The sequence below is a fragment of the Paracoccus aminovorans genome, from assembly GCF_001546115.1.
Classification (GTDB): Bacteria; Pseudomonadota; Alphaproteobacteria; order Rhodobacterales; family Rhodobacteraceae; genus Paracoccus; species Paracoccus aminovorans_B.
Genome location: NZ_KQ955209.1, coordinates 435811 through 451365, shown reverse-complemented (window position 1 = coordinate 451365; position 15555 = coordinate 435811). Strand labels below are relative to the sequence as shown.

Annotated in this window: 12 protein-coding genes, 1 tRNA gene, 1 rRNA gene, 2 pseudogenes and 3 other annotated features; of the genes and pseudogenes, 6 read left to right on the top strand and 10 right to left on the bottom strand. The window is 62.7% G+C overall.

Annotated features, from left to right (window positions below):
* Positions 1–336: 336 nt before the first annotated feature.
* From ASV56_RS14055 to ASV56_RS22845, 3 genes and pseudogenes are all read left to right on the top strand, one after another.
* Positions 337–907: pseudogene (locus tag ASV56_RS14055) on the top strand (ParB/Srx family N-terminal domain-containing protein); the annotation flags it as partial.
* A gap of 322 nt (positions 908–1229) precedes the next feature.
* Positions 1230–1607 (top strand): hypothetical protein, encoded by a 378-nt coding sequence (locus tag ASV56_RS24160; RefSeq protein WP_216635392.1) that lies wholly within the window; start codon positions 1230–1232, stop codon positions 1605–1607.
* A 114-nt stretch (positions 1608–1721) separates the two neighbouring features.
* Positions 1722–1883: pseudogene (locus tag ASV56_RS22845) on the top strand (helix-turn-helix domain-containing protein); the annotation flags it as partial.
* A gap of 60 nt (positions 1884–1943) precedes the next feature.
* Here the strand turns inward: ASV56_RS22845 and ASV56_RS14045 are convergent.
* The 8 genes from ASV56_RS14045 to ASV56_RS14005 form a co-directional block, all read right to left on the bottom strand.
* Positions 1944–2264 carry a phage head closure protein gene (locus tag ASV56_RS14045; RefSeq protein ID WP_062562674.1) on the bottom strand — a complete coding sequence of 107 codons (321 nt, stop codon included), beginning with the start codon at positions 2262–2264 and terminating at the stop codon, positions 1944–1946.
* A gap of 2 nt (positions 2265–2266) precedes the next feature.
* Positions 2267–2794, bottom strand: a complete 528-nt coding sequence (locus ASV56_RS14040; protein ID WP_062562673.1) for a head-tail connector protein — start codon at positions 2792–2794, stop codon at positions 2267–2269.
* The gene (locus ASV56_RS14035) at positions 2794–3099 is read right to left on the bottom strand and encodes a hypothetical protein (RefSeq protein ID WP_156429173.1); all 306 of its coding nucleotides are present in this window, start codon (positions 3097–3099) and stop codon (positions 2794–2796) included. Before ASV56_RS14035 ends, ASV56_RS14040 begins: the two co-directional genes overlap by 1 nt.
* A gap of 56 nt (positions 3100–3155) precedes the next feature.
* Complete coding sequence (locus ASV56_RS14030) at positions 3156–4397, bottom strand: phage major capsid protein (RefSeq protein ID WP_062562671.1); 1242 nt, start codon at positions 4395–4397, stop codon at positions 3156–3158.
* An 11-nt stretch (positions 4398–4408) separates the two neighbouring features.
* Positions 4409–5257 carry a head maturation protease, ClpP-related gene (locus ASV56_RS14025; protein WP_062562670.1) on the bottom strand — a complete coding sequence of 283 codons (849 nt, stop codon included), beginning with the start codon at positions 5255–5257 and terminating at the stop codon, positions 4409–4411.
* Positions 5254–6573 (bottom strand): phage portal protein, encoded by a 1320-nt coding sequence (locus ASV56_RS14020; RefSeq protein WP_062562669.1) that lies wholly within the window; start codon positions 6571–6573, stop codon positions 5254–5256. The genes ASV56_RS14025 and ASV56_RS14020 overlap by 4 nt, the downstream gene beginning before the upstream one ends.
* Before the next feature lie 72 nt (positions 6574–6645).
* Positions 6646–7772 (bottom strand): IS3 family transposase gene (locus tag ASV56_RS14015; RefSeq protein ID WP_152988090.1). Its coding sequence is split into 2 segments (ribosomal slippage): positions 6646–7508 and positions 7508–7772, totalling 1128 coding nucleotides; the frame shifts between segments, so codons are not numbered across the junction.
* Positions 7733–8170 carry a hypothetical protein gene (locus ASV56_RS14005; RefSeq protein ID WP_062562668.1) on the bottom strand — a complete coding sequence of 146 codons (438 nt, stop codon included), beginning with the start codon at positions 8168–8170 and terminating at the stop codon, positions 7733–7735. The genes ASV56_RS14015 and ASV56_RS14005 overlap by 40 nt, the downstream gene beginning before the upstream one ends.
* A 108-nt stretch (positions 8171–8278) precedes the next feature.
* Here ASV56_RS14005 and ASV56_RS14000 point away from each other — a divergent pair, with 108 nt between their 5' ends.
* From ASV56_RS14000 to ASV56_RS13990, 3 genes are all read left to right on the top strand, one after another.
* Positions 8279–9505 carry a Fic family protein gene (locus tag ASV56_RS14000; protein WP_253880045.1) on the top strand — a complete coding sequence of 409 codons (1227 nt, stop codon included), beginning with the start codon at positions 8279–8281 and terminating at the stop codon, positions 9503–9505.
* An 89-nt stretch (positions 9506–9594) separates the two neighbouring features.
* The gene (locus tag ASV56_RS13995) at positions 9595–11184 is read left to right on the top strand and encodes a hypothetical protein (protein ID WP_062562666.1); all 1590 of its coding nucleotides are present in this window, start codon (positions 9595–9597) and stop codon (positions 11182–11184) included.
* Positions 11181–13625, top strand: a complete 2445-nt coding sequence (locus ASV56_RS13990; protein WP_062562665.1) for a phospholipase D-like domain-containing protein — start codon at positions 11181–11183, stop codon at positions 13623–13625. The genes ASV56_RS13995 and ASV56_RS13990 overlap by 4 nt, the downstream gene beginning before the upstream one ends.
* A gap of 160 nt (positions 13626–13785) precedes the next feature.
* On the opposite strand, the gene ASV56_RS13985 is transcribed toward ASV56_RS13990, so the two are convergent.
* Positions 13786–13862 (bottom strand) — tRNA-Met (locus tag ASV56_RS13985).
* Positions 13863–13920: 58 nt separating this feature from the next.
* Positions 13921–14035: ribosomal RNA gene (rrf, locus tag ASV56_RS13980) — 5S ribosomal RNA — on the bottom strand.
* A gap of 105 nt (positions 14036–14140) precedes the next feature.
* Positions 14141–14996, bottom strand: a sequence feature (23S ribosomal RNA rRNA prediction is too short).
* A gap of 9 nt (positions 14997–15005) precedes the next feature.
* Positions 15006–15343, bottom strand: a sequence feature (23S ribosomal RNA rRNA prediction is too short).
* Between the two features lie 4 nt (positions 15344–15347).
* Positions 15348–15555: a sequence feature (23S ribosomal RNA rRNA prediction is too short), on the bottom strand.

Here is a 15555-nt window from a genome sequence, read left to right as displayed (position 1 = left end):
TTCGCTAGCGTGAGGCGTTTTCACCGGGGAAGCCAGGCGGAAGCCACCTTGCGCCCTGATGCCGGAATTCCTGAGTCAGATCAGCGGCTTGCGGAATCACGATCTGGCCGGGGTGGATTCCCGGCGGGAAGCCAAGGAAGCCACCTCTTGGGAAGCCAGGTGGCCAGAAGCCACCCCTGGAAGCCAATTCGTCAGAAGCTGTTGAATCCGCTTCACTTTTCCGGTTGACAGACCTGCCCCCATTGACCTAACCCTTGATCATCGAAGAATTGCGCCCGGAGGAACCCCCTCGCGGGCGCTTTTCATTCTCCTCCCCCACATCCAGAGCCCTGCCCAATGGACCTCGTCTTCGCGCCGAGCCAGGTTGAATCTTGGCCTATTGCCCGGCTGCGCCCCTATGCCCGCAATGCCAAGATGCACGGCGACGACCAGGTGGCGAAGATCGCCGCCAGCATGGCCAAGTTCGGCTGGACCGTTCCCTGCATGGTTGCCGACGACGGCGAGCTGATCGCGGGCCATGGCAGGGTGCTGGCCGCCACGATGCTCGGGCTGACCGAGGTGCCGGTGATCCGGCTCAGTCACCTCGACGAGGCGGAACGCCGCGCCTACCGGATCGCCGACAACAAGCTGACGGAACTGGGCGAATGGGACGAGGCGCTGCTACGCGATGAGATCGCGGGGCTTTTGGCCGATGATTTCGACCTGACGCTACTCGGTATCAGCGACGAAGACCTCGACGCACTCCTGCGGGATCCCGAGGCGCTGGGCGGCGATGGCCCGGTCGAGGGCGAGGACAATGTGCCCGAATTGCCGGTGACGCCGGTGTCGGTGCCGGGCGATCTGTGGCAGCTCGGGTCGCACCGCCTGATCTGCGGCGACAGCACCAGCGCGGATGTGAGATCTGCGACCGCTGGCTCTCGGACAACGGCGCCGAAGCAGTTCCAGTCCAGCAGCTCTTCCCGAAGGTCGCATTCGCGGCGAAGCGCTTCCTTGCAGAAAAGCTTGATCGAAAGGGTGATAGCCGGCCGTGCGACGTGCTGCTGGTCGGCGAATACATGCAGGCTGCCATCGGCTCCCTGCTCGAAGCCATCAAGAAGGGATCAGCAACAGGCGGCGGCGAGGTTGCCATCATTCCCCAAGGTGCAGCCGGTAGGGGAAGCACGCTCTACGTCGACTTTCACACGACGAAACCGATCTACCCGGTCACGAGGTGTCATCTGAACGCGATGGTGGCTGACACGAAGAAGTGGGAGCAAAGTGCCGCCTTCCTTCTCGACAGCCATCCGGGCGTGAAGAGATGGGTCAAGAACGACCGGCTGGGGTTCACGATCCCCTACCGGCATCGTGGCCTGCTGTCGCGCTACATCCCCGATTTCCTCGTTGTCACGGATCGGGACGAGAACGTCATTGTCGAGATCAAGGGTCAGGTCACTGACGATGCCGATGCCAAGGCGAAGGCGGCTGAGCGGTGGGTCGAAGCCGTCAATCGCCTCGGTGAGCACGGTGAATGGAGGTACCTGCTGGTAGAGGATCCGGGGCGACTAGGCATCCAGATCAACGCGTTCACTGGTTCCCAGTGGGATGAGGGACCTTTTGAACTCACATGAATGTTGATTTCCACCCAGAACTGAGCCGGATAGGCACGTAATTTCCACTGAGAATTGAGCCATGTGAACCTTTCCCCAAAGCGATGAGCGGCGGGGGTAACGGGAGTGATCCACATGGGGCTTTTGAACATCATTCGACGCATGCATTTGCGGCAGAAGCTGTCGGTCCGCGAGATCGCGCGGCGCACCGGACTGTCGCGCAATACGATCAGGAAGTATCTGAACTCAGGAGCGATCGAGCCGTCCTTTGCCACGCCGGATCGGCCAAGCAAGCTTGCGAAGTCGCCGGTCCGTCCGACGGGACGACGTTCCGGCTCGCCGACTAGCGTAGTCTGATCACGCCTCCGCCAGCATTTCGAAAAACCCGCCATCCTCGCTCGGCCTTGGGTCTTCCTTGAGATCGAACGCCACGCCGCCGATGACGGCGCGCCATTCCGAGGTGATCCCCTCGCTCTGCGCGGACCGCCGCACGGTGATGATGACCGGTGCCTTCGATACGAGTCTCGCCTGCATGACGGCTTCAGAGCCGCGCAGATAGCGGACATGTGCCCAGAGGGTGAAGCGGTCCTCCCATCCCTGGATCAGCATGCCGTCGGGATCGCGGATTATTACCGCCTGCTGGAAGGTGACATGCCGATCGAGCTGCCCCGCGTCCATGTTCACAGCCGGATCCTGCGATACGGCGCCAGCAGCGCCTCGACGGCGAAGGGCAAGGCGGTGCCTGTGCCCGTCACCTGCCGATGCTCGTACCACTGGGTAACGAGCAGCAGCATGGTCTGTCGGATGGCGGCGGGGACGTCTGACGGCGCGCCATAGCCTGCGGTGAAGGTGATCGCCGCGGGGCGGCCGAGGCCGAAGCTCGGCCGCAGCAACAGGCGCTGATCCTGCCGGGCGAGTTCATGCTCCATCTCGCCCCCTGCAGGATCGATGAACACCGCACTGTCGATGGTGCTGTCTGGAAACGGCAGCCGGACCGGACCAGTCAGCGTGCCCAGCTCCGCACGCCAGGTCTGGGTGACGAGGCAGCGGCCGAGGATCCCGGCCGGGCCGTCGAGCCAGGCGGTGGCTGCGTCGATGTAGTGCTGGAGCAGCAGATCCTCGTCATCATGCGAGACGCGGGCCTGCGCCTTGACCTCGGCCAGCATGATCGGCGGTGCGGCCGGTGGGGTGACGAGGACCAGCCGCATCAGTCTTGGGCCTTCCCATAGACGGCGCGGTCGATACCCTGTCCGGTGAAGTCGGCCTCATCAGGGCGCACCCGGTTGGGGTCTTTCCAGTCAATGGCGTTCTGCGCAGCGGTGGTGCCCTCGCGCGGATTGGCGTCGACGCTCTCGTGGCTCACGTCGACGGCGTCGGTGATTGCGGGTTCGATGATCGCGCCCGAGGCGTCCTCCAGCGCTGCCGCCGGCGCAGGATCAGCGACACCGTGGGTGCCGTTCTCGATCGCAGCCGCATCGGCTTTCAATGCGGCATCAGTCTTCTTCACAGCCATGATGGCCTCCATTCGGACAAGGGTGGAAGCCCGGCGTTCCTCGCCGGGCCGCTGGGTCAGGCTGCGGCCATCCTGAGGACCCGCAGCATCTCGGGATTGAGCAGGCCTCCGCCCACGCGCTTGGTGGTGTAGAAGTGGACATAGGGCTTGTTGGTGAAGGGATCGCGCAGCACCCGCACACCGGTGCGATCGACGATCAGGTAGCCGCGGCGGAAGTCGCCGAAGGCCAGTGGCATGGCTCCGGGTGCGACGTCCGGCATGGCCGCCATCTCGGTCACGGGATAGGCCAGCACGTTCTGCGGCTGCCCTTCGGTGAAGGAGGGCTGCCAGAGGTAGTTGCCCTGGCCGTCCTTGAGCTTGCGGATGCTTGCGAGCGTGTTGCGGTTGGCGACCAGACGGGCATTCTGCGCCGCCTGTCCGGGCAGCGAATAGACCAGGTCGATCAGCTCGTCGGCGGTGATCGCCGTCGCACTCTCGGCGGTGATGGTCGGGATCGCCCCCCAAGGGTGGGCAGTCGCCTTCGATCCACCCTCGGCATAGGTCAGGACCCCCGAGGGCTTGTTGACGCCGTCACCGGCCACGAAGGCGATGCCCTCCTGGTAGGCGAACTCCGCCTCGATCTCGCTGGCGATCCACTGCTCGAGGTTGATCGCGGCATCATCGAGCATCTGCTGGGTGGCGCCCGGGTTGGCGTAGATCTCGCCCGGGGTGTAGTCGAGATGCCCGAAGGTCGGGGTGCTGGTCTGCGGCCGCGGGGCGGTCTCGCCGACCCAGCCCGAGCCGAAGCCCTGCGCCGAGAAGAGCTTGCGGAAGCCTGCACCGGAGATCGTCTGCACCGAGGCGATCTGGCGCATGGGCGAGACCTCGACCAGCTTGTCGGTGATGGTGCGGTCCCATTCGATCGGCGCCAGGTAGCCGCCCTCGGCATCGGCGCCCTTGTTCAGCGCGGCCGAGACCTCGCCCTTGCGGAAGTGAGCGCGGAAGGCGTCGGTATAGGCCGCATCGGCCGGCCCGGTTGCGCCACCAGCACCGCCGATGCGCAGGGCCGCAATCTGCGCGGCCTGCGCGTCCATCGCGGCCTGCAGATCGCCCACCGCCGCATTGATGCGGTCGACCTTCTCGGCCCGGACCACATCCTCCTGGCCCTTGCGCAGGTCGGTCAGTTGGGCGGCGTGCTCGGCCTTGAAGGCCTCGAAGCTCTTCTGCAACTCGGCGAAGATCTGCTTTGGATCGCCGCTGGCATCAGCGCGCAGGGCGACGATCCCGCGCGTCAGCGCAGGGTGGGACATCATGGTCATGGGATTACCTCTCAGGTGAGCGTCTGGATGAGGGACCGCGCGAGGGCGGCCCAGTCGTCGTCAGCGCGCGGCGTGACGGGAGCGGCAGCGTCCTGCGTGCCGCGGAGTTCGGTCCGATCCGCGCGGCGTTCCGACCGGGGAATGTTCTGGCGGGCGAGCAGCGTGTCGATCCGGCGCAGGGCGCTCGGGGCTTCGGGCTGCATGCCCCCATCACGGGTCACATCGGCGGCCAGGAACCCGTCAGCGAGCCCGGCCTCGACGGCTTCCGCGCCCGTGAACCAGCGTTCGCTGTCCATCCACTCTGCTGCGATCTCGGGATCGACGTCCGCCTTGGCGGCGTAGACCTCCGCCATGGCTGTATCGAACGGCGCCATGAGCCGCGCCGCCTCGGCGAGATCGTGGCGGTTGCCGACCGACACCGCCCAGGCATTGTGGACCATCAGGAAGCCCGAGCGCGCGATCCGAACCTCGTCGCCGGCCATGGCGATCACCGAGGCCGCCGAGGCGGCAAGCCCGAGGATGCGGACGGTGACCCGGCGCGGATCGGCGCGCAGCAGGTTGTAGATTGCCACGCCCTCGAAGAAGTCGCCGCCGGGACTGTTGATGTCGACGGTGATATTGTCGGCGGTGATCGCGCGCAGCGCTGCAGCGACGCGCCGGGCGGTGACGCCCTCGCCGGTCAGGCCATCGGCGCCGATGACGTCGAGGATGCTGATCGTGCGGCTGCCGGTCACCGACTCCCGGCCGGGACCGGCGCGAAGTCCGGGGGTCCACTTCTCCAGCAGCGCCGGATCGGGGTCCCAGGCCTGCACCTTTGGCGGACGCGACAGGTCGATCGGGGGTGCGCTGCGCAGCGTCATGGCTCTCGCTCCTCTGTCTCCGGCGGCGGTCCGTCGCCCTCCTGGTCCGTCTCCGGTGGTGCCGTCATGTTGGGCGGCGGGTAATAGACGTCGCCGCCCGCACGCGGGTTCTCGTCCTCCAGCGTTCGGATTTCGTTGGGGCTCCAGACGCCCCATTGCAGTCCCTTCACGTAGGCCTCCCAGCGGGCCTTGATGTCGCCCTTGACGAGGGCCGCCCGGTTGAAGCGGGCATAGAGATCGGTGCGGGTGGGATCGATCAGGTCGCGGGCAATGGTCTCCTCCCAGGTCGTGAGGTGATCCTCGAGCGTGTAGGCGACAAAGCCGATCGACTGCTGCTCGATGCCGGTGCCCCAGCTGGTCGACTTCTCGGTGTCGCCGATCATGTGCGGCGGCACCCCGAAGAACATGGCTATGTCGGCGCGGGTGAAGCGGCGGCTCTCGATCCATTGCGCGTCCTCGGCGGTCATCGCCATGCGGGCGTAGTCCATGCCTTCCTCGAGGATCAGGTGCCGGCCTTCCTGCTCGCCGCCCGAACGGAACTCGTCGAGGCCCGCCTTGAGGTTGGCCACCGCCTCTGGCCCGAGCCGTCCGGGGTGGCGCAGCACGCCCGAGACCCGGGCACCATTGCGGAAGGTCGAGGCGCCGTGCTCCTCCATCGCCAGCGACAGCCCGATCGTCTCCCGGGCATGGGTGATGACCGACACGCCGGTGACGCCATCGAGCGACATGCCGACGAGATGGAACATCTCGGCCTGCCCGAGTTCCACGCGCAGCCCGTCGCGGCGGGTGTAGATATACTCGAGCGCCAGATCGTCCCTCTGACGACAGGCCACCCGATCGGGCTGCAACGGGATCAGCTCCCGGACCTGTCCGCGCGAACGGACGATCATCGCATAGGCATTGCCACGCAGCAGCAGATGCGTCTGCATCATGCGGCGGAACTGCGAGGGTGTCTGCCAGCGGTTGGGCCGGCGCCGCAGCAGGTGCCAGAGCGGATCGTTCGAGGCGTCCTCCCGTGTGCGGTCGTCGATGCGACGGCGCAACTGCAGCGGCAGCGTCGCAACTGCACCCGCGATGATGCGCACGCAGGCGTGGACGGCGGCCACTGTGAGAGCGGTCTCGGGCGAGACGCTCACCCCGGCCGCCGTGGCCGAACCGCCGCGGAGGACCTGCTCCAGCTCGGCCGAGGTGTGCACCACCGTGCCGCCCATCGATCCCAGGGACGCCTGCGGGTGCAGGTCCGGCTGCGGCAGATGCACGGCACCAGCGGGCGCCGCGCTGTCACGCGCGCCGAAGAGACGGGACCAGAGGGACATGCGTCAAAAACCTGTCAAAGCAGCATCGGCCCGCGGGCTGGACTGCCCCCACCGAGTGGTCCGGGTTGATTGTTAGTGCATCGTCGGCCGCTGGTCTATTGGGATGACGGCTTCCGGTGCGGGTGGGCGGTATCCCAGGGAGCTGTGCGGCCTGACAGTGTTGTAGTGGCGGCGCCATCGCTCGATGAGGATCTGGGCCTCCCTGAGCGAATAGAAGACTTCTGCATCCAGGAGTTCGTCGCGGAATCGAGCGTTGAAGCTCTCGCAATACCCGTTCTCCCAGGGTGAACCCGGCTCGATGAACGCGGTCTTGGCACCAACTGCGCCGATCCAGCCCTGCACCTTCTTGGCAATGAATTCCGCGCCATTGTCGGACCTTATGAACGCAGGCGGGCCACGCAAGATGAACAGATCCGTCAGGGCGTCGATTACGTCGGTGGAATTGAGCCTGCGGTTTACACGGATCACCAGCGCCTCCTTCGTGAATTCGTCGATGATATTGAGCGTCCGAAACAGCCGTCCGTCATGTGTCCGGTCCTGAACGAAATCATAGGACCAGACGTGGTTCGGGTGCTCCGGCCGGAGACGGACGCAGGACCCGTCGTTCAACCAGAGCCGACCCTTCTTTGCCTGCTTTTGCGGGACCTTCAGCCCTTCACGCCGCCATATCCGTTCCACGCGTTTATGATTTACATGCCAACCGGCGTTGTTCAGCAATCCGGTGATCATCCGATAGCCATATCGCCCGTAGGTGCGAGCGAGCGTGATGATGTCTTCCGTCAGCCGTTCTTCGTCCGGGGCGCCGCAAGGAACCTTGCGTTGCGTCGAGCGGTGCTGCCCGAGGATGCGGCAGGCGCGGCGCTCGGATATGCCGAGCGCCTGCCGCACATGGTCAATGCACTGGCGACGGCGCGAAGGGCTTAGAAGTTTCCCCGTGCAGCCTCGCTCAGGATCATCTTGTCCAAGGTCAGATCTGACACCGCGCGCCGCAACCGCTGGTTCTCCGCCTCAAGCTCCTTGAGACGCTTCAGCTGATCCCGGTTCATGCCGCCATACTGCTTGCGCCAGCGATAATACGTCGGCTCGGTCACGCCGATCTGCCGCACCGCGTCGGAAATTGCCATTCCCTGTCCATGAAGCACTTCAATCTGTCGAAGCTTCAGAACGATGTCTTCCGGTTTGTCTCGCTTGCCTGCCATCTGATGGTCCTCCTGAACAGGATATTTCTATCCCAGTGGGTGGACCACTTCAGTGGGGGCACTCCAGCATCCCGATGTTCGCGCCGCTGCACGCGCTCGAGCGCATTGTCGAAGGCAACCATCAGTTCCGCGACTGATGTCGGCCGCTGTGCGCCCATGCCGATCTCGGCGAGAGCCGCCCCGAAGTCCCTCGACGCGGCCGCCTGCGGCAACCTGATGAGCAGCCACAACGCTTCTACGAAGACAGGATCCTTCAGGGCACGCTTCAGTGCATCCCGTCCCACTTCGGTGATCTGTTCCACCAAGTGCGCGGTGGGCGTGCCGCCCTTCACCAGATACCTGACAATGTCCGGCAGGTATCGGTGGGTGGGGAGTTTTCCGAGGCGCTGATGTCCCATCGCGCCACCGGTTCAGAGGACTAGGCCGACCCCGGCCTGGTGCTGACAGAGGTAAAGTGCGCTCGACAAGACAAGGAACCTTCCGCTAGAACTGTGGTAAAGAAAGGAATGCGCGATATCCTTTCTCACACACCCTGCCAAGGAAAGGATCCTTTTTCAACCATGGCGTTAGCACCAGAGCCATCACGGTTGGGTCAGCGCGTCACCATCTCGACTGCAGGCGAGCGAGCCGAGGCATTCGTTCCTCCTTCACTGCCACCAGCGCCGCCTGTTGCCATGGATCGGCTCCACCGACCGCTCGAGCGTGCGAACCGGGCGATCGGCCGTCTCGATGGTGTAACCTCGATCCTCCCCGACACCCCGCTCTTCCTCTACATGTACGTCCGGAAGGAGGCGCTGCTGTCGTCGCAGATCGAGGGTACGCAGTCGTCGCTCTCAGACTTGTTGCTGTTCGAGATCGAGGATGCGCCAGGCGTCCCACTTGACGACGTCCAGGAGGTGTCAAACTACGTCGCCGCGATGAACTACGGACTTGACAGGATCCGGGGGGGCTTTCCGCTCTCTTTGCGCCTGATCCGGGAAATCCACGCCATCCTTCTCGAAAAGGGACGCGGGAGCACGAAGCAGCCGGGAGAGTTCCGACATTCGCAGAACTGGATCGGCGGAACGCGGCCGGGCAATGCGCTCTTCGTCCCGCCGCCCCCCGAGAACGTCCTCGACCTCATGTCGGACCTGGAGGCGTTCATCCATACCGACACGCCGGAGATGCCGACCCTCATCAAGGCAGGGCTGGTCCATGTGCAGTTCGAGACCATCCACCCGTTCCTCGACGGAAACGGACGCCTCGGCCGCCTGCTGATCACCTTCCTGCTCTGTACGCAGGGGATCCTGAAGGAGCCGATCCTCTATCTCAGCCTCTACTTCAAGACACATCGCCGCCAGTATTACGACCTGCTGCAACAGGTCCGCGAGAATGGCGACTGGGAGACATGGCTGGAGTTCTTCCTCGACGGCATCGCCGAGACATCTTTGCAGGCGTCCGAGGCGGCGCGCGAGATCCTCGCTCTGTTCGAAGCCGATCGGCACCGGATCGAGGATCTCGGACGCCCGGCCGCATCCGCCCTCCGGGTTCACCAGCTGCTTCAGCAGAAGCCGATCATCGGCATTCCCGCGGCGGCGCAGCGGCTGAGCATCTCGCCCCCGACAATTGCGAAGTCGATCCAGCATCTGGAGGATCTCGGCATCGTGCGGGAGGTGACGGGCAAGCAGCGTGGCCGGATGTATGTCTACAGCGACTACTTGAGCATACTCAGCCGGGGAACAGAGCCCCTGTGATTCAGAGAGCTGCCGAAGCCGGTCGTGCGGAGAAGGAACGTGGGAAAAGCATCGGGAACGAGCAAATTTCGGAACAGGAATTAAGAACGTTGAACGAGCCGGCCGAAAATCAGGATCTCATCGCCTTTCCCGAGTGGACCGAGTACCGCAAGAAGAACGGTCTGGACCCGCTCGGGATGCAAAACAGTAGCGTAAATCTCTACCAGTCGCTTTTGCCCGGCATATCGAACGTGACACTGCGGATGCGCTACTATGGGCTCTATGCTTGGCTGGCGCAGCGTTATGCCAAGGAGATCGGTGATACCGACCCGAACAACTGGAAGCGGCACGTAAGGCGTGCTGAAGCGCTTTATGCGCTCGTCGCAACGCACCATGGAGGTGAGCCCGGCGTCGCCGGAACGGACTGGGCCACGAGAACGCTCGAAGAGGCGCCCGACGACACCATCGATTTCAAGGAGGCTGCCGAGCCTGGCAGCGAGGCCTACTACCTGAAACAGGCCTGGGGCGCCTTCGGCGCAGCCTATCGCAGTCAGCTCTTTGAAATCGGCATCTTCGACCGCTCCGACGACCATGAGATTCCGCTGCCCAGCAAGGACCTTGGCGAGGGACTTGCGCAGGCCTTCGAACACTCGCTCGGTTCACGGGCTGAGCTCTATTTCAGGCTGATCAAGCTTGGATCGGTCACTCACGACGAGCTCGACGAACTCGCTCCCTTGCTGCCTTCACGGATTGCCCGCGAGAGCACGGAGCAGAAATTCTACGAAGCAATCCTCCTGTCACGCGCCAGTGCTCCGTCGAGCGGGGCGCTGGCGCGCAAGCTGAGCATCCTACTGATCCTCAAGGTGGCGGACTTCCTGGAGCGGGAGCCCCGAGCCGATGAAGTTCGATGGGTGCTTTACGCGGGTCACGATCAGCAAGGAAACATCCTGAGCCTCGACGATCCATCGCTCGAAGCGCAGCGGTCGCGATGGTGGGTGTATCACGCAAATGATCTGTGCCACATCGCGCATGAGGCGCTGCTGAAGTTCACGCTCGATACGTTGGGTGATTATCCCTCTGGTCTGGGAATGGAGCGACTGATCGGGCGCTGTGCGCAACACATTCTAACAGAAATATCACCTGTGCCGGAAACTTGGTCGGCCCTACTTGATGAGTTGGAGCCCGCTTCGAACGCCTTCGATGCAAGCGATCCCGACTCCGAGGTTTCGCTAACCAATGAGATCATTCGGGCCGGCCGTGACGACGCGCGGATATGTACGCCGGAAACGGCAGCAAAGGCCGTTCGCCTGCTTGCCATACTGCATCGGCGGATTGACCTGGTGGGGGCGGACCTGACGGAACCACTCGGCGGCTTCAATCCAGACGCCTTCCGGTCGCTGCTAAGTGAAACGCGATTCCTCGATCGGCATCGCGAGGCCCCATTTGGGCAGACGATCGAGCGCGTCCTGGAAGAGCGGGTGATCCGTCGGCATCTGTGGGTTGCCTTGCGAAAGCTGCGCCACCAAGGAGACTATACGTTCCTGATCGAGTCCGATGACGGCAAGCTGCGGCTCCGGGAGAAGGACGGTCCGGTCTTCACTAATCCGCGGCTGGGCCCCGCCATTACCTTCCTCAAGGATATTGGACTGCTGGGCAACACCGGCCTCACCGAGGCGGGGCGAGAGGCTATCTATTCATGAGGCTGTACGAACGCTTCGCCGACAAGGGCTATCACAGCAGCATCGCCACGACCTTCGGTATCGACTTCGATGCCTACGAGAACATCGTGCTGCCACGCATCCGGGGGGCCGGTTGCCGCAACAACATGGTCCTCGCTGACGCACGCATGCTGACTCATGCACTTGGCGGAGCCTCCCCGCTGCCAAGGCAAGCGGGAAGACTCTACACCGCCTCTGGAGCGCAAGTTGCGGGCCTCTTTCACCCAAAGCTGTTCTTGCAGATCGGACGTCAGGGTGGTCGCCTGTTTATCGGGTCTGCCAACCTGACGGCAGCCGGCCTCGCTGGAAATCTAGAACTCGTCTCGCTTCTCACCTCTGGAGTTGAAGATGACGGCGCGCAGCGTCTGATCGCCCAAGCCTATCGCTACCTCTCCAGCCTTATCGATCCGGCTGACCCGATGCTTCCGACGCAGTTCGAGTGGATGCTCGCCCGCGCTGCCTGGTTGCGTTCTGCAGTCCCTGCCGAGGGACCTGTCGAGCTTGGCGATGGAACACGGGCAGCGCTCCTATTTTCAAACTCAGCCGAGGGCATAGGCGCACGCTTCGCCCGCGAGATCGACGGCGAAGTGAAACGCCTGATCGTGATCAGCCCCTATTGGGATGAGCGGCTCGGAGCCTTGTCGGCTCTTGCTGAGCGGCTTCGCCCACGGGCAATCGCTGCGCTCATCGACACAGAAACCGGGTTGTTCCCGCGGGATGCGACAGGGAGCATTTCCGGCATCACACTCTATCGCCGGGACGGCTTTGGGGGCAGTCGCTTTATCCATGCCAAAGCTCTGATCGCGCAAACCGATACGGCGGACCACCTCTTGATCGGCAGCGCGAACTGCACGGTTGCAGCTCTTGGCACTGGGAACACATCAGGCTCCAACAGCGAGGCAAGCCTATACCGGCAGCTGCCGCCAGGTCGGGCTGTCTCGGAATTGGGGCTGGAGAAGGTACTCACGCCCGAGAGGCGAATTGAGGCTGAGAAGCTGCCGCCGCTGCACGTCGAAGACGACATCCCGTTCGACGCCCTCTCGCAGAGTCACCCGGGCATTTTCGCGGTTCACGGCGACACGCTGAGCTGGCGACCAGCTGCGCAAATCGGCGCACCCGAGGCATATGAAGTCGAATTGATGGCTGCTTCCGGCGCGCTGCTGGTCAGCAACCCGACACGACTCGAAGGTGCTGATCATCGGAGAATCCGCTTCCAGATTGAGGCAACCGATGACCTTCCGGCCTTCGCACGACTGATCGGACCGCAGGATTTCACGCCAGGGATCATCACGCACATCGATGCCCTGCAGATCGAAATTCGGGAAACACACTCACGACAAACGGAGAATGCGCTCGCTCAGCTGGACGGCGAAACAGAAGCCACCCTCGCTTTGCTCGAAGTGCAGGACTTGCTCGAGAAGATCGAAGATCGCGATGCCGACGGGCACGGCGAAGGCGTCTCCATCCCGAAGGCTCGAAAGGAAACGGATGAAGGCGGCCAGAAGCACCGCCAGCTCAGCTACGACGACTTCATCGCTGGTCGTCGGCCACACCAATCGGGGCATGTTCAACACAACAGCCTCGGCGGCAGCGACGTATCTATCGTCCGCGGCTTCCTGAACCGGATCGTCGGGTTGAACTCGCTCGTTATGCCGGTCGATGAAAACGACGAGGACGCTCTGAAGGATGCCTTCGATCTCGGGGACGAGACGCAGAATGCCGAAGCCGCGATGGCGGCAGGGGAGGAGTTCGCGGCCAAACCGACTTCGCGGCCAGTTCAAGACGAAGGCGAGGAAGAGCAGCGTCGCAACGCTCGTCGGGCGAAGGCAACAAAGGATCAGCTTGTGAAGGCGGCCGCGGACTTCGCCAAGCGCATCGAGCTCAAGCAGGAGAGCGGCAGCCTTTCGTCCCGCGATTTTCTGCGGCTTCGCGCCCTACTGATGATCATCTGTGCCGCCTCCTGGAGAGGCACAGACAAGGCAGGCGAAAAGCCGAAAGATCGGACAAGCTTGCAGGTTCTGCCCGTGGAGGGCGATGCCAACAGTTGGCCCTACGTTCTCGGACGGCTGATCTTCAGAGTCTTCGGCGGGTCAAAGCCCGCGATACGAAGCTTGAAGCTCGACAGCGTCTACGACCAACTTCCTGCCGACTTGCTCGAATGCTGGGCCACCTGCTTCTGGTGCATGCATGCCTGCCTGTGCGCACGGCTCTCACCAGGCGAACGCACCAAGATACAGCGCCACATCCTTCCCCTGATGGACCAAGTCTATCGCAGGACGCACCTCACGAAGGACGAATTGCTCGCGGCGTCGATCACCGATGTGATGGACGGCATGAGCATCCAGTACGCTGATCGGCTTGGGATCGATCCAGAGGCGCTGTCGCGGGCACATCGGTCAGCCTGCGAGAGGATCTTCCCTTGAGGGGAGCCGCTCATGCTGCACTCATTTCGGACCGTGCCGATTTGCGAAGCGGTATGAAGGACTTCGCGCCCTCTTGCTTCCACAGTGCTTCCACGGGCGGCAGAAACGCAAACGCCGCCCCGGAGGGCGGCGCTTAAGCGCTTGATAACGCGAAGATTTCTGGTTGCGGGGGCAGGATTTGAACCTGCGGCCTTCAGGTTATGAGCCTGACGAGCTACCGGGCTGCTCTACCCCGCGCCATTTGCGCTTTGTGTTGGCGCGTTATCGTTTCGAGAGATGTCTCGCTGCTTTTCAGGTCTGGCGGTGACCTACTCTCCCACGTCTATTGACGCAGTACCATTGGCGCGACGGCACTTAACGGCCGAGTTCGGGATGGGATCGGGTGTTTTGCTCGTGCTTTGGCCACCAGACCGGAAAAGAAGCGAGATCGGCGTTATCCCCTGCGGGATCTGGTTGTCCAAGGATGCTTTTGGAGGAAGACGAGGTCTGTCTTCTTCCGGATCAAATCAAGCCAATCGAGCCATTAGTACCGGTCAACTGAACGCATTGCTGCGCTTACATCTCCGGCCTATCGACGTGGTGGTCTTCCACGGCTCTCAAGGGATACCTTGTTTTGAGGGGGGCTTCACGCTTAGATGCCTTCAGCGTTTATCCTGTCCGTTCATAGCTACCCAGCACTGCCGTTGGCACGACAACTGGTCCACCAGTGGAACGTTCACCCCGGTCCTCTCGTACTAGGGGCAACTCCTCTCAAGTATCCTACACCCACGGCAGATAGGGACCGAACTGTCTCACGACGTTCTAAACCCAGCTCACGTACCTCTTTAAATGGCGAACAGCCATACCCTTGGGACCTGCTCCAGCCCCAGGATGAGATGAGCCGACATCGAGGTGCCAAACGATGCCGTCGATATGGACTCTTGGGCATCATCAGCCTGTTATCCCCAGCGTACCTTTTATCCGTTGAGCGATGGCCCTTCCACTCGGGACCACCGGATCACTATGGCCGACTTTCGTCTCTGCTCGACTTGTCAGTCTTGCAGTCAGGCTGGCTTCTGCCATTGCACTCAACGAGCGATTTCCGACCGCTCTGAGCCAACCTTCGCGCGCCTCCGTTACTCTTTGGGAGGCGACCGCCCCAGTCAAACTACCCACCACGCAGGGTCCCGGACCCGGATAACGGGCCGCGGTTAGACATCAAGAGTGCGAAGGGTGGTATCTCAAGGATGGCTCCACCGGAACTGGCGTCCCGGTTTCAATGCCTACCACCTATCCTGCACATCACAATCCTGATGCCAGTGCGAAGCTATAGTAAAGGTGCATGGGGTCTTTCCGTCTAACCGCGGGAAGTCTGCATCTTCACAGACAATTCAATTTCGCTGAGTCCACATTTGAGACAGCGGGGAAGTCGTTACGCCATTCGTGCAGGTCGGAACTTACCCGACAAGGAATTTCGCTACCTTAGGACCGTTATAGTTACGGCCGCCGTTTACCGGGGCTTCAATTCAAGGCTTGCACCTCTCCTTTTAACCTTCCGGCACCGGGCAGGCGTCAGACCCTATACGTCGCCTTACGGCTTCGCAGAGCCCTGTGTTTTTAGTAAACAGTCGCCACCCCCTGGTTTGTGCCCCCAGCCACTGCTTGCGCAGCAACCGGGCCTCCTTCTCGCGAACTTACGGAGGTATTTTGCCGAGTTCCTTAAATGTGGTTCTCTCAAGCGCCTTGGTATTCTCTACCAGTCCACCTGTGTCGGTTTAGGGTACGGTCTTGTGGAGGGCTATTTCCAGGAACCGCTCACCAGCCCTTCCAATCCGATAAGGAAGAACTAGCTCTGCGATCCGTCACCATCTCCTGGCCCAGGAATATTAACCTGGTTCCCATCGACTACGCCTTTCGGCCTCGCCTTAGGGGCCGGCTTACCCTGCTCAGA